Below are 21,039 nucleotides of genomic sequence, written 5' to 3'. Positions count from 1 at the left end.
CTGGCCGCGAGAGAGCTGCAGGAGCCGGTCTTGCCGGCGAATACCGGCCAGCGTTTCGCCAGCAAGCGGGCTCCTACAGGAGCGAGTGGTCGCTGCGTCTCAGACGAAGCACAGCGACAGTGGCTCGGCGATATAAGCCGGTTTTTCCTCGCCCTCGATCTCGAGGGTGGCGGTGGCCTTGAGCAGCCATTGTCCTGGCTTCTTCTCGGTGACATCGACCAGCTCGACCTTCAGGCGCACGTTGCTGTCGACCTTCACCGGCTGGATGAAGCGCACACTGTCCAGCCCATAGTTGACCACCATCTTCAGGCCTTCGGGCAGGACCAGGATGTCTTCCATCAACTTGGGGATCAGCGACAGGGTGAGGAAACCATGGGCGATGGTGCTGCCGAACGGGGTCTTGGCTGCTTTCAGCGGGTCGACATGGATGAACTGGAAATCGCCGGTGGCCTCGGCGAACAGGTTGATGCGTTGCTGGTCGATCTTCAGCCAGGCGGAACGTCCCAGTTCCTTTCCAACGTACTGCGAAAGCTCTGTAACAGGTACATAGGGCATCGCGACTCTCCAGGTTGTCTTTTGGTACGAAGGTGCAAGATCAGCACGGCGAACCGTTTCAGTCAAGTTGCCCGCTTTTCGGCGAATATCGCCTTATAGGCACTGAGTTGGCGTGCTTATAATGGCCGCCATGCTCTGAGGGAGGTCCGTATGCTGTTGCGTGGTTTGACCTGGCTGGTGTTGTTCCAGTTGCTGGGGACGGCGATCAATCACCTGTTCCTGCACATCCTGCCCGGGCCGATCATCGGCCTGCTGTTGCTACTGGTCTTCCTGATGATTCGCGGCGAGGTCGGCAAGCCGCTCAACGACGCCGCGGGCAGCCTGTTGCGCTACCTGCCGTTGCTGCTGGTGCCGCCGGCGGTGGGGGTGATGGTCTATGCCCGGGACATCGCCGCCGATTTCTGGGCCATCGTCGGGGCCTTGCTGATTTCCTGCCTGGTGACCCTGGTATTCGTCGGGGTGCTGATGCAGAAGCTCATCCACCGCCAGGGCAAGCGCGAGGAGCAGCCATGATCCTCGACTGGCACGGCGCGCTCGAAGCGGTCATCCACCACCCGTTGTTCGGCATCGGTATCACCCTGGCGGCCTACCAGTTGGTGCTGGCGGCCTTCGAGAAAACCCGCTGGATCTTCCTGCAACCGGTGCTGGTATCGATGCTGGTGGTGATCGGCATCCTGCTGGCTTGCGGCATCGACTACACCGAGTACCGCAAGAGCACCGAGATCATGAACATTCTCCTCGGCCCTGCCACCGTGGCGCTGGCGGTGCCGCTGTACCTCAACCTGCGGCGCATCCGTCAGTTGTTCTGGCCGACATTTACTACGCTGGTAGTCGGAGGCCTGTTCGCCACCGTGGCATGCCTGGCGCTGGGCGCCTGGTTTGGCGCCGAACACATGATCCTGATGACCATGGCGCCAAAGTCGGTGACCTCGCCGATCGCCATGCTGGTGGCCGAGCAGATCGGTGGCGTTGCGGCGCTGGCGGCAGTGTTCGTGCTGATCACCGGGGTGATCGGGGCGATCTTCGGTCCGGCGCTGCTGACCCGCTTTGGCGTGCTCAGTCCCGAGGCGCGGGGCATGGCGTTGGGGGTGACTGCCCACGCGGTGGGCACTTCGGTGGCCCTGCAGGAAAGCGATGAATGCGGCGCCTTCGCCGCGCTGGCGATGAGCCTGATGGGAGTGGCCACGGCAGTGTTCCTGCCGTTGGCGGTCAGCCTGGTGGCTTGAGGAGTCGACATGACACTACCGCTGTTCCCCCTCAATACCGTGCTGTTTCCGGGGTGTCTGCTGGATCTGCAGATCTTCGAGGCCCGTTACCTGGACATGATCGGACGCTGCATGAAACAGGGCGAAGGCTTTGGCGTGGTCTGCATCCTCGAAGGCGAGCAGGTGGGCAAGGCGCCGCCGGTGGTGGCTTCGCTGGGCTGCGAGGCGCTGATTCGTGACTTCGTGCAGCAGGACAACGGCCTGCTGGGGATCCGCGTGGAGGGTGTGCGGCGTTTTCGCGTCGAGCAGACCGACGTGCGCAAGGACCAGTTGCTGGTCGGCGAGGTGCGCTGGTTGCCGGAGCTGGCCGACAGCCCGCTGGTGGAGCATGACGACGACCTGCTGGCGTTGCTGCTGGCGCTGGGCGAGCACCCGATGGTCGAGGCGCTGGACATGCCGCGCGACGTGGACGGACGGCAATCGTTGGCCAACCAGTTGGCCTATCTGCTGCCGTTCATGGAGGAGGACAAGCTGGACCTGCTGGCGATCGATTCGCCACAACAGCGTCTGGAGGCGATCCAGGCGCTGTTGGAGCGAATTCAGGGCGAACTGTTCGCCTGACGGTTCAATACTGGTAACGCAGGATCGCCTTGGGCAGCGCGTGCAGGGCAAAGAACGCCAGCAGGGCGAAGCAGGCCGGGAGCGTCAGCCACCAGGCGCGTGGCACCAGCGGCGCAAGCATCTGGCGCTGCTGTACCAGGCTCAGGCTCACCGCGCAGACGCAGGCGGCCAGCAGGGCGCCGGCAAGAATGTCGGTGGGCCAGTGGGCTCCCAGGTAGACCCGTGACAGGGCGATTGCCAGCGCCGGCAGGCAGCACAGCACCGCCCAGGTCAGGCGCATGCGTGGCGGCTGGCCGCGTCCGGCCAGGACCGCCAGCACCAGGAAGAACGCGAACGATGCCGAGCTATGGCCACTGGGCATGCTGTAGCTGGTCAGCGGATCGGCCAGCACGTCCGGGCGGGCGCGGGCGAAGAACCATTTCAGCGTGCCATTGGCCAGCGCGGTGCCGACCATCGTGGTGCCAGCGAACACCGCATGGCGCCATTGTCGGGTCAGCAGCAGCAGGCCGGTGAACAGGCCGCCGAGCAAGAACTGGGTATGGAAATCACCCATCTTGGTAATCATCACCACCGCGCCATCGATGGCTTGGCTGCGGTGCTCCTGCACCAGGGTCATCACGCCCTGGTCGAACGCTGGCAGGTAGGGCCAGCCAAGGAACAGCGCCGCCACTGCCACGCCGCTGAGCGCGGCGATCAGGCGGGTGCCGTTGCGCTGGTCGCGGAGGCTGTAGCTCACGCTCAGGCCAATCAGCACCGCCAGCGTGCCGACGACGATGCCCGCTTGCAGCCAGAATCCTTCCGGCAGCGGCAGGCGCATGGCCGCGCCGGTGGCCCAGCCAGGCAGCAGGTAGGCCACCGACCAGCCAGCGCCGGCCAGCAGGCTCACGGCGATGAAGCGCGGCAGGGGCATGTCGAGCATACCGGCGACCATTGGCAGCATGGGACGCAGCGGGCCGATGAAGCGGCCGACCAGCAGGCTGGCGATGCCGTAGCGCTGGAAGTACGTCTCGGCGCTGCCTATCCACTGAGGATGGCTGCGCAGTAATGGCAGGCGCCGGATGTTCTGGTGGAAATGCCTGCCCACGGCGTAGGACAGGGCATCGCCCAGCAAGCCACCGAGAAAGCCCAGCAGCAGGGTTTCGCCGAGGCCGAGCGCGCCGTTGCCGGCCAGCACGGCGACAGCGAACAGCAACACGGTGCCGGGCACGATGATGCCGGCGATCGCCAGGCACTCGATGCAGGCGATCACGAGGATGGCCAGGCCAAGCCACTGCGGGTTGGCGCCTAGCCAGGCGGTCAGGCTGTCCAGCCATTGGCCCATGGGTCAGTTTCCTTGTTCGAGGATGAAGTAGTCGCGTCCCGGGGCCTGGCCTCGGCGCTGTGGATTGCGGGTACAGAAGCGGGCGAAGGCGGCGTCGACGAAGCGGTAGGGCAGGTGCTCGTCACGCCCGTGGGGGATGCCCAGGCGAGTGGTCTGCAGCACGTGGGGCACCTCGACGCCGCAGTCCTCGACATAGAGGCGATCCGGGTCGAAGCGCTGGGCATCCCAGTGCGGCACTTTCAGGCCCAGGGCACGGCACAGCAGGGTCTGGCCATTGCACAGGCGCTCGGGCGGGCGCGGGTTGCCGCTGGCGTCGGGGTTGTTCAGTTGCATCCGGGCCAGGGCATCAGCGCCGGAGATGGCATCGGTCCAGGGGTAGGCCGACTTGATCAGGACCGCGTTGCCGGCCCCCTGGGCACTGAAGTTCAGCGAGTCGCCGCCACGGGCGTAGTACATGTAGATGTGGCCGCCGTCGAGGAACAGGGCCTTGCGTTTTTCGGTATAGCCCAGGGAGGCATGGCTGCCTTTGTCGGTGAGGTAGTAGGCCTCGGTCTCGATGATGCGCGCCGCCAGCCACAGGTCGCCCTGGCGGTGACGGATCACCTTGCCGAGCAAGGCGCGGGCGAGGGTCTGGGCGTCGCGGTCGAAGAAACTGTCGGGCAGGACGCGGGCCGGGCAGGGAGCGGTATCGGGCATGCGGGCGCTTCGTGGGCTGTCATGGCGCGAATGATAGCAACGAATGGCTTAATCGAGGCTGAATCAACAGCGACAACCTTCGCTGCAAGAGCCCGCCATGCCTGGCTCCAGGGCGATGGAGATACGGGTGGTTACATCTTTACTGCACATTGGAGCAGTCATTTTCTACCATCCGCCTCCCGCCGCTGGGCGTACCCGAGCGCTCCAGTTATAATCAGCCGATTTCCCCTTTGCCAAGACACCGAGCCCATGACTGAGTCCGTTCTTGACTACATGACCCGCCTGGGTCGCGCCGCCCGTGAGGCCTCGCGGGTGATCGGCCGTGCCAGCACCGCGCAGAAGAACCGCGCCCTGCAGGCGGCTGCCGACGCCCTGGACGCCGCACGCGACGTGCTCACTGCAGCCAATGAGCAGGACCTCGCCGCCGGCCGCGCCAATGGCCTGGAACCGGCGTTGCTCGATCGTCTGGCACTGACGCCGGCGCGCATCGACGGCATGATCACCGGGCTGCGCCAGGTGGCTGCATTGCCGGACCCGGTCGGCGCCATTCGTGACATGAGCTACCGGCCGTCGGGCATCCAGGTCGGCAAGATGCGCGTGCCCCTGGGCGTCATCGGCATCATCTACGAATCGCGCCCCAACGTGACCATCGACGCCGCCAGCCTGTGCCTGAAATCGGGTAACGCCACCATCCTGCGCGGCGGCTCCGAAGCCATCCACTCCAACCGTGCCATTGCCACCTGCATCCAGCGTGGCCTGGCCGAGGCCGGCTTGCCGCCGGCGGTGGTGCAGGTGGTCGAGACCACCGACCGCGAGGCGGTCGGTGCGTTGATCAGCATGCCGGAGTTCGTCGATGTCATTGTCCCGCGTGGCGGACGTGGCCTGATCGAGCGTATCAGCCGTGATGCCCGGGTACCGGTGATCAAGCACCTGGACGGTATCTGCCATGTGTTCGTCGACCAGCATGCCGAGCTGGACAAGGCCTGGCGCGTGGCATTCAACGCCAAGACCTACCGCTACGGTATCTGTGGCGCCATGGAGACCCTGCTGGTCGATGCCCAGGTCGCCGAGCGCTTCCTGCCGGAGATGGCTCGCCGCTTCCTGGAGAAGGGCGTGGAACTGCGCGGATGCGAGCGCACCCGGGCGATCATCGACGCCAAGCCGGCCAGCGAGGCCGACTGGCAGACCGAATACCTCGATGCGATCCTGTCGATTCGCGTCGTCGACGGGTTGGACCAGGCCATCGAGCACATCAACCACTACGGCTCGCACCACACCGACTCGATCATCACCGAGCACCAGGGCCAGGCCCGGCGCTTCATGGCCGAGGTCGACTCGGCGTCGGTCATGCTCAACACCCCGACCTGCTTCGCCGATGGCTTCGAGTATGGCCTGGGCGCGGAGATCGGCATTTCCACCGACAAGCTGCATGCCCGCGGCCCGGTCGGCCTGGAAGGCCTGACCTGCGAGAAGTACGTGGTGATCGGCGATGGCCAGCTGCGCGGCCAGGAGTCCTGCTGAGTTGAGCAAGGCGGTAGCGGTCCGGCGCGTCGGCATTCTCGGCGGCACATTCGACCCGGTGCATATCGGTCACCTGCGCAGTGCGCTGGAAGTGGCCGAGTTCATGCGCCTGGACGAACTGCGCCTGTTGCCCAATGCCCGTCCGCCGCACCGCGACACGCCGCAGGTGGCGGCCGAGGACCGGCTGGCCATGGTGCGTAGCGCGGTAGCCGGGGTCGGCTGCCTGAGTGTCGATGCCCGCGAACTGGCGCGCGACAAGCCGTCGTACACCATCGATACCCTCGAATCGATCCGTGCGCAGTTGAATGCGCACGACCAGTTGTTCCTGGTGCTGGGCTGGGACGCGTTCTGCGGTCTGCCCAGCTGGCATCGCTGGGAAGAATTGCTGCAACACTGTCACATCCTGGTGCTGCAACGCCCGGATGCCGATGTCGAACCCCCTGACGAGCTGCGCAACCTGCTGGCGGCGCGCTCGGAGAGCGATCCCACCGCCATGTCCGGCCCGGCGGGGCACATTTCGTTCGTCTGGCAGACGCCGCTCGCGGTGTCCGCCACGCAGATCCGACAGCTGCTGGCCAGCGGCAAGTCGGTGCGGTTCCTGGTGCCGGACGCAGTACTGGCCTACATCGAGGCGCACGACCTGTATCGTGCGTCCAACTGACGGCGCCTGTGGGCGCCTCACTTAATGAGTTGAACGAGTTTTATATGACCAAGCAGAAAATCAATGGCATCAGTGGCGAAGAGCTGGTCGAACTGACCAAGGTCGCGCTGGAAGACGTCAAGGCCCAGGACATCCAGGTCATCGACGTGCGTGACAAGCACAGCCTGACCGACTACATGATCATCGCCACCGGTACTTCCAACCGCCAGATCAGCGCGATGCTGGAAAAAGTTCGTGAAGCGGTCAAGGCCAAGGGCGTGCAGCCGCTGGGCGAAGAAGGCAAGGGCGACAGCGACTGGGTGCTGCTCGACCTGAACGATGTCATCGTGCACATGATGACTGCCGCCGCCCGTCAGTTCTACGACCTGGAGCGCCTGTGGCTGGGCGCCGAGCAGAGCCGCTCGGCCGACGGCAAGCACCACAGCCCGGAGCATGCCCACGAGTATGCCGACAAGCTCAAGGGTCGCGAGTAAGGTCGCGCCATGCGTCTGCGCCTGATCGCGGTCGGTTCGCGCATGCCCAAGTGGGTCGAGGAAGGCTGGCATGAGTATGCCAAGCGCCTGCCCCCGGAGCTTGCGCTCGAGCTGGTGGAAATACCGCTGAATACCCGTGGCAAGAACGCCGACGTCGCCCGCCTGATCCGTCAGGAGGGCGAGGCGATGTTGAGCAAGGTGCAGCCAGGGGAACGCATCGTCACCCTCGAGGTCCATGGCAAGCCCTGGAGCACCGAGCAACTGGCTGGCGAGCTGGACCGTTGGCGCCTGGATGCGCGAACGGTCAACCTGATGGTGGGTGGCCCGGAAGGGCTGGCGCCGGAGGTCTGCGCCCGCAGCGAGCAGCGCTGGTCGCTGTCGCCGCTGACCTTGCCGCACCCGTTGGTAAGGATACTCATCGGCGAGCAGATCTATCGGGCCTGGACCGTGTTGTCCGGGCATCCCTACCACAAATGAAACCGTAAGCCGCCCGATGCCGCAGCAGATCCGCCTCAAGGACCACGAGAAAGACGCCCGCCTGGTGCGTAACCGCGTGGTCGTGGGCGCCATTGCGGTGGTGCTGCTCGTTTGCGCGTTGATCGCCCGTCTGTATTACCTGCAGGTGATCCAGTACGACTACCATTCGACGCTGTCGGAGAACAACCGGGTGCATGTGCAGCCGATTCCGCCGACCCGCGGCTTGATCTTCGACCGCAACGGCGTGGTGGTCGCCGACAACCGCCCAAGCTTCAGCCTGGTCATGACCCGCGAGCGTGCCGGCAATCCCGGTAGCTGGCCGCAGGTGCTCGACGTGATCGTCGAGGTCCTGGGGCTCACCCCCGATGACCGGGCACTGTTCGAGAAGCGCATGAAGCAGGGGCGCCGGCCGTTCGAGCCGGTGCCGATCCTGTTCGAGCTCACCGAGGAACAGATCGCCCGCATTGCCGTGAACCAGTTCCGGCTGCCTGGTGTGGAGGTGGTCGCGCAGCTGGTGCGTCACTATCCGCAGGGAGCGCACTTCGCCCATTCGGTGGGCTACGTGGGGCGGATCAACGAGAAGGAACTCAAGACCCTCGACACGGTGAACTACAGCGGTACCCACCATATCGGCAAGACCGGCATCGAGCGCTTCTACGAAGACGACCTGCATGGCCAGGTGGGCTACGAGGAAGTCGAGACCAACGCCCGTGGCCGGGTCCTGCGGGTGCTCAAACGCACCGATCCGAAGCCGGGCAAGGACATCGTGCTGAGCCTCGACATCAAGCTGCAGGAAGCCGCCGAGCAAGCCCTCGGCGGCCGCCGTGGGGCGATCGTGGCGCTCGATCCGCGTACCGGCGAGGTCCTGGCGATGGTCAGCCAGCCGAGCTTCGACCCCAACCTGTTCGTCACCGGCATCAGCTTCAAGGCCTACGCCGAGCTGCGTGACTCGATCGACCGCCCGCTGTTCAACCGGGTCTTGCGCGGCCTGTACCCGCCGGGCTCGACGATCAAGCCGGCGGTGGCCATTGCCGGCCTCGACAGTGGCGTGGTCACCGCCTCGACTCGGGTGTTCGACCCGGGCTACTACCAACTGCCCAACTACGACCACAAGTACCGTAACTGGAACCGTTATGGCGACGGCTGGGTAGACCTCGATGTGGCGATCATGCGTTCGAACGACACCTACTTCTACGATCTTGCGCACAAGATGGGCATCGATCGGCTGTCGACCTACATGAACCGCTTCGGTGTCGGGCAGAAGGTCGCCCTGGACATGTTCGAGGAATCCCCGGGCCTGATGCCGTCTCGCGAATGGAAGCGCGCCACCCGCCGCCAGGCCTGGTTCCCGGGTGAGACCCTGATCCTCGGCATCGGCCAGGGCTACATGCAGACCACACCATTGCAACTGGCCCAGGCGACTGCGCTGATTGCCAACAAGGGCGTGTGGAACCGTCCGCACCTGGCCAAGACCATCGAGGGCCAGGCGCCGGTGGACGAGAACCCGATGGAGAACATCGTCCTGCGCGACAAGTCCGACTGGGCCAAGGTCACCCATGGCATGGAGCAGGTGATGCACGGTGCCCGTGGTACCGCGCGCAAGGCCGCCATCGGCTCGCCCTACCGCATCGCCGGCAAGAGCGGTACCGCCCAGGTGGTAGCGATCAAGCAAGGCGAGAAATACGACCGCAACAAGCTCCAGGAACGGCACCGCGACCATGCCCTGTTCGTTGCCTTCGCCCCCGCCGAAGCCCCGAAGATCGTGGTTTCGGTGATGGTCGAGAACGGTGAGTCCGGCTCTGGTGTCGCCGCCCCCGTGGTACGTCAGGTCATGGACGCCTGGCTGCTCGACGAGAATGGCCGGCTCAAGTCCGAGTCCGGCCCCGCCACAGTCGCCGAGGAACCGGCCCCGTGAAGAACAATTTCGATCGCATGCTCTCCAGCGAGGACGTGATGCGCAGGCGCGCCAGCTTCCTGCAGCGCATCCATGTCGACGGCCCCTTGCTGCTCATCCTGCTGACCCTGGCCGCCGGCAGCCTGTTCGTGCTGTATTCGGCCAGCGGCAAGAACTGGGACCTGCTGATGAAGCAGGCCACGTCGTTCGGCATCGGCCTGGTGTCGATGTTCGTCATCGCCCAGCTGGAGCCGCGTTTCATGGCACGCTGGGTGCCGCTGGCCTACCTGATTGGGGTCATGCTGCTGGTGGTGGTGGACGTGATGGGCCACAACGCCATGGGCGCCACGCGCTGGATCAACATTCCCGGGGTGATTCGCTTCCAGCCCTCGGAGTTCATGAAGATCATCATGCCGGCGACCATCGCCTGGTACCTGTCCAAGCGCACCTTGCCGCCGCATCTCAAGCACGTGCTGATCAGCCTGGTTCTGATCGGCATGCCGTTCATCCTCATCGTGCGCCAGCCCGACCTGGGCACGGCGCTGCTGATCCTCGCCTCCGGCGCCTTCGTGCTGTTCATGGGCGGCCTGCGCTGGCGCTGGATCATCAGCGTGGTGACAGCGGCGGTGCCGGTGGCGGTGGCCATGTGGTTCTTCGTCATGCACGACTACCAGAAGCAACGCGTGCTGACCTTCCTCGACCCGGAGAGCGACCCGCTGGGCACTGGCTGGAACATCATCCAGTCCAAGGCGGCCATCGGCTCCGGCGGTGTCTTCGGCAAGGGCTGGCTGCTGGGCACCCAGTCGCACCTGGACTTCCTGCCCGAGAGCCATACCGACTTCATCATCGCCGTGCTCGGCGAGGAGTTCGGTCTGGTCGGCATCTGCCTGCTGCTGATCATCTACCTGCTGCTGATCGGCCGCGGCCTGATGATCACCGCCCAGGCCCAGACCCTGTTCGGCAAGCTGCTTGCGGGCAGCCTGACCATGACCTTCTTTGTTTATGTGTTCGTCAATATCGGTATGGTCAGCGGCCTTCTGCCCGTGGTGGGCGTGCCGCTGCCCTTCATCAGCTATGGCGGAACTTCGTTGGTGACGCTGCTGTCAGCGTTTGGCGTTCTGATGTCGATCCACACGCACCGCAAGTGGATCGCACAGGTTTGAAAAAGGTGAAGAATTTCATGCAAGCAGTGCGTGGCTGGGCTGCCCGTTGTGTGCCGTGGATCGGCGCGGTGGGCCTGTTCGGCGCTGTCCAGCAGGCGCTGGCCGGCGATTACGACGGTTCGCCCCAGGTGGCCGAGTTCGTCGGCGAGATGACCCGCGACTACGGCTTCGCCGGTGAGCAACTGATGGGCGTGTTCCATGAGGTGCAGCGCAAGCAGTCGATCCTCGACGCGATCTCGCGGCCGGCCGAGCGGGTCAAACCGTGGAAGGAATACCGCCCGATGTTCATCACCGACGCGCGGATCGCCCGCGGGGTGGACTTCTGGCGCCAGCACGAGGCGGCCCTGGCGCGTGCCGAGCAGGAATACGGCGTGCCGGCGCAATACATCGTGTCGATCATCGGCGTGGAGACCTTCTTCGGTCGCAACACCGGCAACTACCGGGTCATCGATGCACTGTCGACCCTGGGCTTCGACTACCCGCCACGTGCCGACTTCTTTCGCAAGGAGCTGCGCGAGTTCCTCCTGCTGGCCCGCGAGGAACAGCTCGATCCGCTGACGCTCAAGGGGTCCTATGCCGGGGCCATGGGCCTGCCGCAGTTCATGCCGAGCAGCTTCCGCGCCTATGCGGTGGACTTCGATGGCGACGGCCATATCAATATCTGGAACAACCCGGACGATGCCATCGGCAGTGTCGCCAACTACTTCAAGCTGCATGGCTGGGTGGCCGGCGAGCCGGTGGTCAGCCGCGCGCTGGTGCGCGGCGAGCGCGCCGACGAAGGCCTGACCACCGGCATCGAGCCGGTGAAAACGGTCGGGGAGTTGCGGGCGCTGGGCTGGTCGAGTCATGATGCGCTGCGCGATGATCTGCCGGTCACGGCCTTCCGCCTGGAAGGCGAGAATGGTCCGGAGTACTGGATGGGCCTGAAGAACTTCTATGCGATCACGCGCTACAACCGCAGCGTGATGTACGCCATGGCGGTGCATCAGTTGGCGGAGCAACTGGTTCTGGCACGGGGCCCCAAGTAAATGCGCGAACTCTTCACACGCAACACCTTCAAGCTGCTGACGTGCCTCGCCGTGGGCCTGGTCCTGACCAGTTGCTCCTCCAGCCGCCCCACCCCGCAGGGGGGCAGCACGGTGCGTGCGCAGCCAGGCCTGGACATCAACCGGGCCCACAAGGACGGCGCACCCTGGTGGGACGTGGACGTCAACAAGATCCCCGACGCCACGCCGACCGTGCACACCGGAGCCTACAAGGCCAATCCCTACACCGTGCTGGGTAAGACCTACTACCCGATGCAGGACTCGCGCAGCTACCGTGCCGAGGGCACCGCGTCGTGGTATGGCACCAAGTTCCATGGGCAGAACACCGCCAACGGCGAGCTCTACGACCTCTATGGCATGAGCGCCGCGCACAAGACCTTGCCGCTGCCGGCCTACGTGCGGGTGACCAACCTGGCCAATGGCCGTAGCGTGATCCTGCGGGTAAACGACCGTGGGCCGTTCTACTCCGACCGCATCATCGACCTGTCCTACGCGGCGGCGAAGAAGCTTGGCTATGCCGAGATCGGTACCGCCCATGTGCGCGTCGAGGGTATCGACCCGCAGCAATGGTGGGCCCAGCGCGGCCAGCAGCCGCCGCTGATGCTCAAGGAACCACAGGTGGCCCAGGCCCAGCCGATCCCGGCCAGCACCGGGCGGGTCGAGCAGTGGACGCCGCCGCCAGCGCAGCATGCCGCGGCAGTGGTGCCGGTGCAGGTCGCCGGCAACAACGTCCCGGGCAACGGCACCGGCAGCATCCTGCAGGTCGGCGCCTTCGCCAACCCGGACGCCGCCGAACTGCTGCGCTCGAAACTCAGCACCATGGTCAGCGCGCCGGTGTTCATCAGCTCCATCGTGCGCAACCAGCAGACCCTGCACCGGGTGCGCCTGGGGCCGATCAACAGCCAGGGCGAGATCCAGCAGGCGCAGGACAGCATTCGCCTGGCCAACCTCGGCCAGGCGAAAGTCGTCACTGACTGAACGCCGAGGGTTGCCGGCAGTCTGTAGGAGCGGCCTTGCGTCGCGAAAGGGCTGCCTGGCAGCCACCCGGCGATATCTGTGTCGCCCGGGGGCGCGTTGCGATCCTTTCACGGCGCAAGGTCGTTCCTGCAGGGGGCGTGCCTGAAGCAAAAGGCATCGAAACAGGCGACATCGATCTGTCGGTTTGTTCATGAATTGCCGGGCACAGGTATGTACAATGGCCGCTTTTGCCCGCAGCGGCATTACGCCGCACTTTGCAGGCCAGGCCTTGCGCCATGAAACTAGACTGACGGGGCGTTGGGCACACGATGTGGCCCGCGGAACATCAGACCATTAGCGATCTACGAGAGACGGATGAACATCACCAACCTTGCCAAACGACTTTGCCTGCCCGTTCTGCTGATGATCATGCCTGCTGCCTTCGCAGCGGAGCAGATGATGCCGGCACCACCGCAACTGGCCGCCAAGTCCTATGTACTCATGGATGCGTCCAGCGGCAACGTGCTGGTCGAGAACAACGGTGACGAGCGCCTGCCGCCAGCCAGCCTGACCAAGCTGATGACTGCCTACATCGCCACCCTGGACATCCGCCGTGGTCAGATCGGCGAGAACGACCCGGTCACCGTCAGCGAAAACGCCTGGCGTACCGGCGGTTCGCGCATGTTCATCAAGGTTGGCAGCCAGGTCACCGTCAGCGACCTGCTGCACGGCATCATCATCCAGTCGGGCAACGATGCCTCGGTCGCGCTGTCCGAGCACATCGCCGGCAGCGAAGACGCCTTCGCCGACATGATGAACAAGACCGCCGCCGACCTGGGCATGGCCAACAGCCACTTCATGAACCCGACCGGCCTGCCGAATCCGGAGCATTACTCTTCGGCCCATGACATGGCCCTGCTGGCCCGCGCGATCATCAACGAAGATCCGGCGCACTACGCCATCTACTCGCAGAAAGAGTTCTTCTGGAACAACATCAAGCAGCCGAACCGCAACCTGCTGCTGTGGCGTGACAAGACCGTCGATGGCCTGAAGACCGGCCACACCGACGAAGCTGGCTACTGCATGGTGGCTTCCGCGGTGCGCGACGGCCAGCGTCTGATCGCGGTGGTGTTCGGTACCAACAGCGAGCAGGCCCGTGCTGCAGAGACCCAGAAGCTGCTGACCTACGGCTTCCGCTTCTTCGAAACCCAGACCTTTTATCAGAAGGGTACCGAGCTGACCCAGGCGCAGGTATGGAAGGGCGCTACCAGTCAGGTCAAGGCCGGTCTGGCCAACGATCTGACCATGACCATGCCTAAAGGCCAATTGAAACGCCTGCAGGCTTCGATGACCATGAACCCGCAACTGACCGCACCCATCGCCAAAGGTGACGTGATCGGCAAAGTGGAAGTCAAACTGGACGAGAAAGTGGTTCACAGCGCCGACCTCATCGCCCTGGACGGCGTCGAGGAAGCTGGTTTCTTCGGCCGTATGTGGGATAGCATCCGCCTGTTCTTCTACGGTTTGTTCAACTGATACGTGACCTGCACGCCCCCGTGAACCATGCGGGGGCGCTGTTGCTGCCACGGCTTACGAGGCCGTTTCCGCCATGAGCGAAGAAGACGTCAAGTCGCACAAAATCGAGTTCCCCTGCGAGGACTATCCGATCAAGGTGATCGGCGATACCGTTGTCGGTTTCCGTGACACCGTGATCGAGATCCTCAGCAAGCACGCCAAGGTCGACCTGTCGACCCTGGCCGAGCGCCAGAGCAAGGAAGGCAAGTACACCACGGTGCAACTGCATATCGTTGCCGAAAGCGAAAACCAGTTGCACGACATCAACAGTGCCTTGCGTGCCACCGGCATCGTGAAAATGGTGCTGTGATGCCTGGCGTGCTCGGTATTCGCGAACTTGGCCTGCAGCCCTATGAACCGGTGCTGGAGGCCATGCGCCGCTTTACCGAGCAACGCGGCCCGGACAGCCAGGACGAGATCTGGCTGGTCGAGCACCCGCCGGTGTTCACCCAGGGCCAGGCCGGCAAGGCCGAGCACCTGCTGGTGCCTGGCGAGATCCCGGTGGTGCAGACCGACCGCGGCGGCCAGGTGACCTACCACGGCCCTGGCCAACTGGTGGCCTACCTGCTGCTGGATGTGCGTCGCCTGGGTTTCGGGGTGCGCGAGCTGGTCAGTCGCATCGAGCAGACACTGATCGACCTGCTCGCCAGCTACGCCGTCACCGCCAGCGCCAAGCCCGATGCGCCGGGCGTCTATGTCGATGGGGCGAAGATCGCTTCCCTCGGCCTGCGAATCCGCAACGGTCGTTCCTTCCACGGCCTTGCTCTGAACGTGGACATGGACCTTGCGCCATTCCGCCGAATCAACCCCTGCGGGTATGCGGGGCTGGCCATGACCCAGCTGCGCGACCTGGCAGGTCCGATCGAACTCGACGAGGTCAGGACAAGGCTGCGCGGACAGCTGGTCAGGCACCTCGACTACGCTGAGCAGACGACCCTCACGGGCGGAATCGACTGATTATGACAACTGTGCAAGAAGCCGTGCCGAACCTGATCCCGACACAAGACGCCAGTGCGCGTCCGGCCCCGAAAAAAGTGGAAGCCGGCGTGAAGCTGCGTGGCGCCGAGAAAGTCGCGCGCATCCCGGTGAAGATCATTCCCACCGAAGAACTGCCGAAGAAGCCTGACTGGATCCGCGTGCGCATCCCGGTTTCGCCGGAAGTCGACCGCATCAAGCAACTGCTGCGCAAGCACAAGCTGCACAGCGTCTGCGAAGAGGCCTCCTGCCCGAACCTGGGCGAGTGCTTCTCCGGCGGTACTGCCACCTTCATGATCATGGGCGACATCTGTACCCGTCGTTGCCCGTTCTGCGACGTTGGCCACGGCCGGCCGAAGCCGCTGGACCTCGATGAGCCGAAGAACCTGGCCATCGCCATCGCCGACCTGCGCCTGAAGTACGTGGTGATCACCTCGGTGGACCGCGACGACCTGCGTGACGGTGGTGCCCAGCACTTCGCCGACTGCATCCGCGAGATCCGTGCGCTGTCGCCGGGCGTGCAACTGGAGACCCTGGTCCCGGATTACCGCGGCCGCATGGACGTGGCGCTGGAAATCACCGCGCAGACCCCGCCGGACGTGTTCAACCACAACCTCGAGACCGTGCCGCGCCTGTACAAGGCCGCGCGTCCGGGTTCGGACTACGACTGGTCGCTGGACCTGCTGCAGAAGTTCAAGCAGATGGTCCCGCATGTGCCGACCAAGTCCGGCCTGATGCTGGGCCTGGGCGAGACCGACGAAGAGGTCATCGAGGTCATGCACCGCATGCGCGAGCACGATATCGACATGCTCACCCTCGGCCAGTACCTGCAGCCGTCGCGCAACCACCTGCCGGTGCAGCGCTTCGTGCATCCGGACACTTTCGCCTGGTTTGCCGAGGAAGGCTACAAGATGGGCTTCAAGAACGTGGCTTCCGGCCCGTTGGTGCGTTCTTCGTACCACGCCGATCAGCAGGCTCACGAAGCCAAGATCAAGCTCTGAGGCAGGCCTGAGCGAAACATGCCGATGCGCGCCGGAAGGCGGCATCGGCATTTTTTTTGAGCTACAAGTTTCAAGCGACAAGCAGCAAGGAGTTGCCGATGAATTGTGTCGAGACCGTTGAAACCCCGCTGCCCCGGGCGTTGCCCGATAATGCCCGGTTCGCCATCGTGGCCCCGGCGGGACCGGCGCGGCTGGATACCGACAAGGCCAGGCAGTGGTTCGAGAGCCGCGGCTACCAATGCCGGATCTATCCCGGTGCGCTGCAGGCCGATGGCTATCTGGCGGGCAGCGACGAGCAACGCCTGCAGGACTTGCACGATGCCTTCCGCGACCCGGCGATCGACGCCATCGTCTGCATGCGTGGCGGCTACGGCAGCATGCGCCTGCTGGACCGGCTCGACTTCGACCTGATCCGTCGCCATCCCAAGCCGCTGGTGGGCTATAGCGATATCACGGCGTTGCACTGTGCGCTCAGCCGCCATGCCGGTCTGGTGACCTTCCATGGGGCGATGCTCAATGCCGACTTGCTGGGCGGCAAGCAGGAGCCGACGGAGCGTTCGTTCCTCGAGCAACTGGGTGGGAGGCTGGGGCAGGGGGATGCGATCGTTCATCCAGCGGTCTACCCGCTCAGCAGCGTGGTGCCTGGGGAGGCCGTTGGCCGGTTGGTGGGGGGTAACCTGTCCTTGCTCGGTGCAACGCTGGGAACGCTGGCCGAGGTCGATACCCGGGACAGCATCCTGTTCATCGAGGACGTCAACGAGCCGCTCTATCGCGTTGACCGTCTCCTCACCCAGTTGCGCCTGGCCGGCAAGCTGGAGGGGGTACGCGGGGTTCTGGTCGGGGACTTCGCCGGCATTACGGTGACGGCCTTGTCGCCCTTGCTGCTGGATATCTTCGGACCGCTAGGGGTGCCGGTGCTGGCGGGATGGCGCAGCGGGCACTGTGATCCTAATGTGTGCCTGCCGTTGGGCGCACGGGTGAGGCTGGACAGTACAGCTCAGTCTTTGCGGCTTGCCCAGGCGCTGTTCAAGCACTGAGGCGATCACGGGGCAAGCCCGCTCCCACGACAGCCGATACGACCATGTGGGAGCGGGCTTGCCCCGCGATGGATGGCTACAGCGTCAGCGGCGCAGGCTGTCGAGCAGCTTGTGCGTCGGATATCCATCTGCCGGCCAGCCCTGCATCTGCTGGGCATTGCGGATGGCCTTGCGGGTATTGGCGCCGATGATGCCATCGGGATTGCCCGCGTCGTGCCCGCGGGCGTTGAGCAGGGTCTGCAACTCGATTCGCTCGCTGCGGCTCAGCGGCAGGTCTTCCTTCGGCCAACTGCCAGCGATGAAGCCAGATCCGTAGAAACGATCACCCAGCAGGCTCACGGCCAACGCATAGGACGACGAATTGTTGTACTTGAGGATCGCTCGGAAATTGTCCAGCACCAGGAACGCCGGGCCACGGGCACCGGCGGGCAGCAGCAGGGCGGCGGACAGCTGGCTGCTGCCGACGGGCAGTTGGGTGCCGGCTGGCAGTTTCACACCCAGTTGCAGCCATTCGCTGACGCTCTTGCGCTGGCTGCCATCGGCCAGCCACCAGTCGAAGCTGGCGGGGACCTGAACCTCGAAGCCCCAGGGCTGGCCATGCTTCCAGCCAGAAGCCTGCAGGTAGTGGGCAGTCGAGGCGAGAGCGTCGGGGGTGCTGTTCCAGATATCGCGGCGGCCGTCACCGTCGAAGTCCACGGCATGGGTCAGGTAGGTGGTCGGAATGAACTGGGTCTGGCCCATGGCGCCGGCCCAGGAGCCACGCATGGCTTCTGGCTGGATATCGCCGTTCTGCAGGATGCGCAGGGCGGCGATCAGCTGCTCCTGGGCGAATTGTGGGCGACGCCCTTCGTAGGCCAGGGTCGCCAGTGAGCGGATCACCGACTTGTTGCCCTGGAACTGGCCAAAGTTGCTCTCCATGCCCCATACCGACACCAGTACCTGGCGGTCCACGCCATAGCGCTGTTCGATACGGCCCAGCAGCTCGGCATTCTGTTCGAGCAGTTTCTTGCCGTTGCGCACACGCAATGGCGATAGGGCGCCGTCCAGGTATTCCCAGACCGGGCGGGTGAACTCGGGTTGGCTGCGGTCGGCCTTGATCACGTCCATGTCCGGCGTGACGCCGAGGAAGGCGCGGTCGAACAGGCTGGGGCTGATACCGGCTTGCAGGGCTTGCTGGCGGAAACCGGCCTGCCATTGGGCGAAGGTCTGCAGGGGCTGGATTTCGCTGCTGGCGTCGGCAGTGGCGACAGGCAGGGTCACAACGGGGGCGGGCTGGGCGGGGGCCAGCGGCAGGGCGTCGGCGGCAGTGGGTTTCTCGGCGCAGGCAACGAGCAGGATGAAGCTGGTGGCCGCGATCAGCTGGCGGGGTTGCCAGCGTAGAGTGAGACGAGAGGGCATGCACAGATCCAGGATTGCAGGTCAGGTGCCGACCATACCATGACTGCGCGACAGATGCTTTTTCAGGCCGCCATAAAGCATGAAGCCTCCCAATCTCTCGATTGGAAGGCTTCGCGGCGGTAGCTGCCCTTGCCTTTGCCTGCCCGTTCCTGGCGGCAGCGGAACAGGGGTTGGGCGATGATCGACTTGGCCTTGTTGGGGCCGTGATTTTTCGGTTTCTTGCTCATGCTGGTTTCCCGTTTGGGTCAATGGCGGTGCGAACTCTAGGCTGGTACCGGTATGCGGGCCAATTGATTGTGTTTATGGTCCGCCAATCCTCTTGAAACAATGAGTCACAATAGCCTTGGCGGCGGACACCGGCATGGCCTGCCTGGTTCGCCGCCAAGGTTGGCTCCTGCGGTTGCAGGAGAGGGCGTCAGGCCTTGCCGCGGCCCAGCAGCCCGCGCACGGTCTCTTGCAGGTCGGCGGGCAGCACCACAACTTTCGAGTTGTCGCTGCCGGCCAGGTTCTCCATCGCACCGATATAGCGCTCGCCCAGCAGGTACATCGCCGGCACGGTCTCGCTGCCCACCGCTTCCTTGACCAGGGTGATCGCCCGTGCCGAAGCCTCGGCCAGGTTGACCTGGGCCTCGGCGTCCAGCTTGGCCGCCTGCAGGCGCGCCTCGGCCTCGAGGATCGCCGCCTGCTTGTTGCCCTCGGCACGGGTCACGTCGGCCTTGCGCTCACGCTCGGCTGCGGCCTGGCGCTCCATGGCGGTCTGCATGCTCGGCGATGGCTTGATGTCCTGGATCTCCACCGAGCGCACGGTCACGCCCCAGTCTTCGGTCTGTTCGGACATCGCCTCGCGCAGGCGCGCCTTGATCTGCTCGCGGCTGGACAGCGCCTCGTCCAGGTCCATGGCACCGACGATGGCGCGCAGCGAGGTCATGGTCAGGCTGGTCACGGCGAATGAGAAGTTCTGTACGCCATAGGAGGCTTTCTGCGGGTCGACGACCTTGGCGAAGCACAGGGCGTTGGCGACGATCACCGCGTTGTCCTTGGTGATGATCTCCTGCTGCTGCACATCGAGGATGATGTCCTTGGTCGGCAGGCGGTAGGCGACCACGTCCATGTACGGAATGACGATGTTCAGGCCAGGCTTGAGGGTGCTGTGGTAGCGACCCAGGCGTTCGACGATCCATTCCTCGCCCTGGGGCACGATGCGTACCCCCTTGAACACGGTGATCAGAACGAACGCGGCGAGGGTGCCGACGACGATGAGGCTGGTCATGCTTGCAAACTTCCTTATTAGTGCTACGGATTCAAACCCGGGTGATCCGGGCAGTGTTGCCTTCGATGGCGGTCAGGCGCACGCGCTCGCCGGCCGGGATGTCGCTGTCCGAGACGCAGGTCCATTCCTCGTTGCCGAGGATCGGTTTCTGGAAGCGCACGCGACCTTTCTGGAACTGCGAGACGCCAGCGGTCAGCAGGCCGACTTCGCCGATGACGCTGTCGGCAGTCCAGCGGGTGTCGGCCTTCTTGCGGCGCAATACCTTGAACCAGAGGGCGGTGGTGATCGACGAGAACACCACCCACAGCAGCCCCTGCATGTCCAGTTGCAGGCTGGGGGCGAGCAGGGCGATGAACGACACCAGTACGGCACCGATGCCGAACCAGAGAATGAAGAAGGTGGGGAGCACCAGTTCCAGCAGGATCAGGGCTACGCCGAAGACGAGCCAGATCCACCATTGCATTTCCATATGGGCGGAGCCTTCCAGAAGAGAGGGTGACAAGTGTACGGCAGGTGCCGCACTGCGTCAGCGTGTAGCGGCCAGCCAGTCTTCCACGCGCAGCCCCGGAACCCGGGTGAATTCGCGTAGGTTGTTGGTCACCAGCACCAGGCCCCTGGCCCGGGCGTGGCCGGCGATCATCTGGTCATAGGGGCCGATGGGCGTGCCTGTCCTGGCTAGTTCCGCTCTAAGTTGAGCGGTATGGGCGGCGCCGAGGTGGTCGTAGTCGAGCACCTCCAGGCGGGCCGCGAAGCCTTCGACCACGGCCAGGTTGCGCTCCGGTGCTGCTGACTTCTCGGCACCGTACACCAGCTCCATCAGGGTGACGCTACTGATCGCCAGTTGGCCGTAATGGCGATTGAATGTCTCGCGCACCACCTGCGGCTTGTTCTTGATGGTGTAGATGCAGATGTTGGTGTCGAGCATGTACCTGAGCATCAGAATCCTTCGCGCTCCTGGTCGGCGGGTTGTTCACGGCTGGCCATGTAGTCCGCGCTCACGTCGTCGCCCTCGAACCAGTGATCCCAGGCTTCGCCGGCGGGCGAAAGGATGCGCGAGCGCCCGACCGCGACGATGTCCACGCGGGTGACGTCTTCTGGCAGGGCTAGGGCTTTTGGCATGCGAATGGCCTGGCTGCGGTTGCTTTTGAAGACTGCACCTTGCTCCATGATGTGCCCCTCTTGAAAGCTCAAAT

General features: G+C 64.5%; 25 protein-coding genes. 16 read left to right on the top strand and 9 right to left on the bottom strand.

The window, feature by feature from the left end:
* Positions 1-99 precede the first annotated feature (99 nt).
* Positions 100-555, bottom strand: a complete 456-nt coding sequence (locus tag F3J43_RS13130) for a MaoC family dehydratase (protein ID WP_166886753.1) — start codon at positions 553-555, stop codon at positions 100-102.
* A gap of 150 nt (positions 556-705) precedes the next feature.
* On the opposite strand from F3J43_RS13130, the gene F3J43_RS13125 reads away from it, so the two are divergent.
* The 3 genes from F3J43_RS13125 to F3J43_RS13115 are packed head-to-tail and all read left to right on the top strand — an operon-like array spanning position 706 to position 2,381.
* Positions 706-1,068: a CidA/LrgA family protein gene (locus F3J43_RS13125; RefSeq protein WP_166886750.1), complete on the top strand. Its 363-nt coding sequence runs from the start codon at positions 706-708 to the stop codon at positions 1,066-1,068.
* Complete coding sequence (locus F3J43_RS13120; RefSeq protein WP_166886747.1) at positions 1,065-1,781, top strand: LrgB family protein; 717 nt, start codon at positions 1,065-1,067, stop codon at positions 1,779-1,781. Before F3J43_RS13125 ends, F3J43_RS13120 begins: the two co-directional genes overlap by 4 nt.
* Before the next feature lie 9 nt (positions 1,782-1,790).
* A complete protein-coding gene (locus F3J43_RS13115) occupies positions 1,791-2,381 on the top strand; it encodes an LON peptidase substrate-binding domain-containing protein (protein ID WP_166886744.1) in 591 nt (196 codons plus the stop codon).
* A gap of 4 nt (positions 2,382-2,385) precedes the next feature.
* On the opposite strand, the gene F3J43_RS13110 is transcribed toward F3J43_RS13115, so the two are convergent.
* Positions 2,386-3,702: a bifunctional DedA family/phosphatase PAP2 family protein gene (locus tag F3J43_RS13110; RefSeq protein WP_166886741.1), complete on the bottom strand. Its 1,317-nt coding sequence runs from the start codon at positions 3,700-3,702 to the stop codon at positions 2,386-2,388.
* Positions 3,703-3,705: 3 nt separating this feature from the next.
* A complete protein-coding gene (locus F3J43_RS13105; protein ID WP_166886738.1) occupies positions 3,706-4,398 on the bottom strand; it encodes a DNA-3-methyladenine glycosylase in 693 nt (230 codons plus the stop codon).
* A 249-nt stretch (positions 4,399-4,647) separates the two neighbouring features.
* On the opposite strand from F3J43_RS13105, the gene F3J43_RS13100 reads away from it, so the two are divergent.
* The 13 genes from F3J43_RS13100 (at position 4,648) to F3J43_RS13040 (ending at position 17,178) form a co-directional block, all read left to right on the top strand.
* Positions 4,648-5,919 carry a glutamate-5-semialdehyde dehydrogenase gene (locus tag F3J43_RS13100; protein WP_166886734.1) on the top strand — a complete coding sequence of 424 codons (1,272 nt, stop codon included), beginning with the start codon at positions 4,648-4,650 and terminating at the stop codon, positions 5,917-5,919.
* A 1-nt stretch (position 5,920) separates the two neighbouring features.
* Positions 5,921-6,580 carry a nicotinate-nucleotide adenylyltransferase gene (nadD, locus tag F3J43_RS13095; RefSeq protein WP_286184548.1) on the top strand — a complete coding sequence of 220 codons (660 nt, stop codon included), beginning with the start codon at positions 5,921-5,923 and terminating at the stop codon, positions 6,578-6,580.
* 44 nt (positions 6,581-6,624) lie between these two features.
* Entirely contained in the window at positions 6,625-7,053 is a 429-nt protein-coding gene (rsfS, locus tag F3J43_RS13090; protein WP_166886727.1) for a ribosome silencing factor, read from the top strand.
* Between the two features lie 9 nt (positions 7,054-7,062).
* Entirely contained in the window at positions 7,063-7,530 is a 468-nt protein-coding gene (gene rlmH / locus F3J43_RS13085) for a 23S rRNA (pseudouridine(1915)-N(3))-methyltransferase RlmH (protein ID WP_023631106.1), read from the top strand.
* Between the two features lie 16 nt (positions 7,531-7,546).
* Positions 7,547-9,445, top strand: a complete 1,899-nt coding sequence (gene mrdA, locus F3J43_RS13080) for a penicillin-binding protein 2 (protein WP_166886724.1) — start codon at positions 7,547-7,549, stop codon at positions 9,443-9,445.
* The gene (gene rodA, locus F3J43_RS13075) at positions 9,442-10,587 is read left to right on the top strand and encodes a rod shape-determining protein RodA (RefSeq protein ID WP_353618231.1); all 1,146 of its coding nucleotides are present in this window, start codon (positions 9,442-9,444) and stop codon (positions 10,585-10,587) included. The genes mrdA and rodA overlap by 4 nt, the downstream gene beginning before the upstream one ends.
* Before the next feature lie 17 nt (positions 10,588-10,604).
* Complete coding sequence (gene mltB / locus F3J43_RS13070; protein WP_166886721.1) at positions 10,605-11,615, top strand: lytic murein transglycosylase B; 1,011 nt, start codon at positions 10,605-10,607, stop codon at positions 11,613-11,615.
* Complete coding sequence (locus tag F3J43_RS13065; protein ID WP_166886718.1) at positions 11,616-12,611, top strand: septal ring lytic transglycosylase RlpA family protein; 996 nt, start codon at positions 11,616-11,618, stop codon at positions 12,609-12,611.
* 354 nt (positions 12,612-12,965) lie between these two features.
* Positions 12,966-14,126 carry a D-alanyl-D-alanine carboxypeptidase family protein gene (locus tag F3J43_RS13060; RefSeq protein WP_166886716.1) on the top strand — a complete coding sequence of 387 codons (1,161 nt, stop codon included), beginning with the start codon at positions 12,966-12,968 and terminating at the stop codon, positions 14,124-14,126.
* A gap of 73 nt (positions 14,127-14,199) precedes the next feature.
* Positions 14,200-14,475, top strand: coding sequence for a DUF493 domain-containing protein (locus F3J43_RS13055; RefSeq protein ID WP_011535839.1), 276 nt, complete (start codon positions 14,200-14,202; stop codon positions 14,473-14,475).
* Positions 14,475-15,122: a lipoyl(octanoyl) transferase LipB gene (gene lipB, locus F3J43_RS13050; protein WP_166886713.1), complete on the top strand. Its 648-nt coding sequence runs from the start codon at positions 14,475-14,477 to the stop codon at positions 15,120-15,122. Before F3J43_RS13055 ends, lipB begins: the two co-directional genes overlap by 1 nt.
* Before the next feature lie 2 nt (positions 15,123-15,124).
* Complete coding sequence (gene lipA, locus F3J43_RS13045; protein ID WP_166886710.1) at positions 15,125-16,141, top strand: lipoyl synthase; 1,017 nt, start codon at positions 15,125-15,127, stop codon at positions 16,139-16,141.
* A 98-nt stretch (positions 16,142-16,239) separates the two neighbouring features.
* Positions 16,240-17,178 (top strand): S66 peptidase family protein, encoded by a 939-nt coding sequence (locus F3J43_RS13040; RefSeq protein WP_166886707.1) that lies wholly within the window; start codon positions 16,240-16,242, stop codon positions 17,176-17,178.
* A gap of 84 nt (positions 17,179-17,262) precedes the next feature.
* On the opposite strand, the gene F3J43_RS13035 is transcribed toward F3J43_RS13040, so the two are convergent.
* From F3J43_RS13035 to vapB, 6 genes are all read right to left on the bottom strand, one after another.
* Positions 17,263-18,576, bottom strand: coding sequence for a lytic murein transglycosylase (locus tag F3J43_RS13035; protein ID WP_166886704.1), 1,314 nt, complete (start codon positions 18,574-18,576; stop codon positions 17,263-17,265).
* Positions 18,577-18,638: 62 nt separating this feature from the next.
* The gene (arfA, locus tag F3J43_RS13030) at positions 18,639-18,803 is read right to left on the bottom strand and encodes an alternative ribosome rescue factor ArfA (RefSeq protein WP_166886701.1); all 165 of its coding nucleotides are present in this window, start codon (positions 18,801-18,803) and stop codon (positions 18,639-18,641) included.
* A 188-nt stretch (positions 18,804-18,991) separates the two neighbouring features.
* The gene (locus F3J43_RS13025) at positions 18,992-19,846 is read right to left on the bottom strand and encodes an SPFH domain-containing protein (RefSeq protein ID WP_166886698.1); all 855 of its coding nucleotides are present in this window, start codon (positions 19,844-19,846) and stop codon (positions 18,992-18,994) included.
* Between the two features lie 31 nt (positions 19,847-19,877).
* Positions 19,878-20,315 carry an NfeD family protein gene (locus F3J43_RS13020; protein ID WP_166886693.1) on the bottom strand — a complete coding sequence of 146 codons (438 nt, stop codon included), beginning with the start codon at positions 20,313-20,315 and terminating at the stop codon, positions 19,878-19,880.
* Between the two features lie 57 nt (positions 20,316-20,372).
* Positions 20,373-20,783: a type II toxin-antitoxin system tRNA(fMet)-specific endonuclease VapC gene (gene vapC / locus F3J43_RS13015; protein WP_166886690.1), complete on the bottom strand. Its 411-nt coding sequence runs from the start codon at positions 20,781-20,783 to the stop codon at positions 20,373-20,375.
* A complete protein-coding gene (gene vapB, locus F3J43_RS13010) occupies positions 20,783-21,013 on the bottom strand; it encodes a type II toxin-antitoxin system VapB family antitoxin (protein ID WP_166886687.1) in 231 nt (76 codons plus the stop codon). Before vapB ends, vapC begins: the two co-directional genes overlap by 1 nt.
* Positions 21,014-21,039 lie beyond the last annotated feature (26 nt).

The organism is Pantoea sp. Cy-639, assembly GCF_011752525.1.
Lineage (GTDB): Bacteria > Pseudomonadota > Gammaproteobacteria > Pseudomonadales > Pseudomonadaceae > Aquipseudomonas.
This window is presented reverse-complemented; position numbering and strand designations above follow the sequence as displayed.

Excerpts from the sequence above, each read along its gene's own strand:
- F3J43_RS13120 (WP_166886747.1), top strand. The coding sequence starts at position 1,065 with ATGATCCTCGACTGGCACGGCGCGCTCGAAGCGGTCATCCACCACCCG.
- F3J43_RS13100 (WP_166886734.1), top strand. The coding sequence starts at position 4,648 with ATGACTGAGTCCGTTCTTGACTACATGACCCGCCTGGGTCGCGCCGCC.
- rsfS (WP_166886727.1), top strand. The coding sequence starts at position 6,625 with ATGACCAAGCAGAAAATCAATGGCATCAGTGGCGAAGAGCTGGTCGAA.
- F3J43_RS13115 (WP_166886744.1), top strand. The coding sequence starts at position 1,791 with ATGACACTACCGCTGTTCCCCCTCAATACCGTGCTGTTTCCGGGGTGT.
- F3J43_RS13065 (WP_166886718.1), top strand. The coding sequence starts at position 11,616 with ATGCGCGAACTCTTCACACGCAACACCTTCAAGCTGCTGACGTGCCTC.
- vapC (WP_166886690.1), bottom strand. The coding sequence starts at position 20,783 with ATGCTCAGGTACATGCTCGACACCAACATCTGCATCTACACCATCAAG.
- lipA (WP_166886710.1), top strand. The coding sequence starts at position 15,125 with ATGACAACTGTGCAAGAAGCCGTGCCGAACCTGATCCCGACACAAGAC.
- F3J43_RS13130 (WP_166886753.1), bottom strand. The coding sequence starts at position 555 with ATGCCCTATGTACCTGTTACAGAGCTTTCGCAGTACGTTGGAAAGGAA.
- F3J43_RS13035 (WP_166886704.1), bottom strand. The coding sequence starts at position 18,576 with ATGCCCTCTCGTCTCACTCTACGCTGGCAACCCCGCCAGCTGATCGCG.
- F3J43_RS13060 (WP_166886716.1), top strand. The coding sequence starts at position 12,966 with ATGAACATCACCAACCTTGCCAAACGACTTTGCCTGCCCGTTCTGCTG.
- F3J43_RS13110 (WP_166886741.1), bottom strand. The coding sequence starts at position 3,702 with ATGGGCCAATGGCTGGACAGCCTGACCGCCTGGCTAGGCGCCAACCCG.
- F3J43_RS13040 (WP_166886707.1), top strand. The coding sequence starts at position 16,240 with ATGAATTGTGTCGAGACCGTTGAAACCCCGCTGCCCCGGGCGTTGCCC.
- arfA (WP_166886701.1), bottom strand. The coding sequence starts at position 18,803 with ATGAGCAAGAAACCGAAAAATCACGGCCCCAACAAGGCCAAGTCGATC.
- mrdA (WP_166886724.1), top strand. The coding sequence starts at position 7,547 with ATGCCGCAGCAGATCCGCCTCAAGGACCACGAGAAAGACGCCCGCCTG.
- F3J43_RS13025 (WP_166886698.1), bottom strand. The coding sequence starts at position 19,846 with ATGACCAGCCTCATCGTCGTCGGCACCCTCGCCGCGTTCGTTCTGATC.
- F3J43_RS13125 (WP_166886750.1), top strand. The coding sequence starts at position 706 with ATGCTGTTGCGTGGTTTGACCTGGCTGGTGTTGTTCCAGTTGCTGGGG.
- lipB (WP_166886713.1), top strand. The coding sequence starts at position 14,475 with ATGCCTGGCGTGCTCGGTATTCGCGAACTTGGCCTGCAGCCCTATGAA.
- F3J43_RS13020 (WP_166886693.1), bottom strand. The coding sequence starts at position 20,315 with ATGGAAATGCAATGGTGGATCTGGCTCGTCTTCGGCGTAGCCCTGATC.
- F3J43_RS13055 (WP_011535839.1), top strand. The coding sequence starts at position 14,200 with ATGAGCGAAGAAGACGTCAAGTCGCACAAAATCGAGTTCCCCTGCGAG.
- F3J43_RS13105 (WP_166886738.1), bottom strand. The coding sequence starts at position 4,398 with ATGCCCGATACCGCTCCCTGCCCGGCCCGCGTCCTGCCCGACAGTTTC.
- vapB (WP_166886687.1), bottom strand. The coding sequence starts at position 21,013 with ATGGAGCAAGGTGCAGTCTTCAAAAGCAACCGCAGCCAGGCCATTCGC.
- mltB (WP_166886721.1), top strand. The coding sequence starts at position 10,605 with ATGCAAGCAGTGCGTGGCTGGGCTGCCCGTTGTGTGCCGTGGATCGGC.
- rlmH (WP_023631106.1), top strand. The coding sequence starts at position 7,063 with ATGCGTCTGCGCCTGATCGCGGTCGGTTCGCGCATGCCCAAGTGGGTC.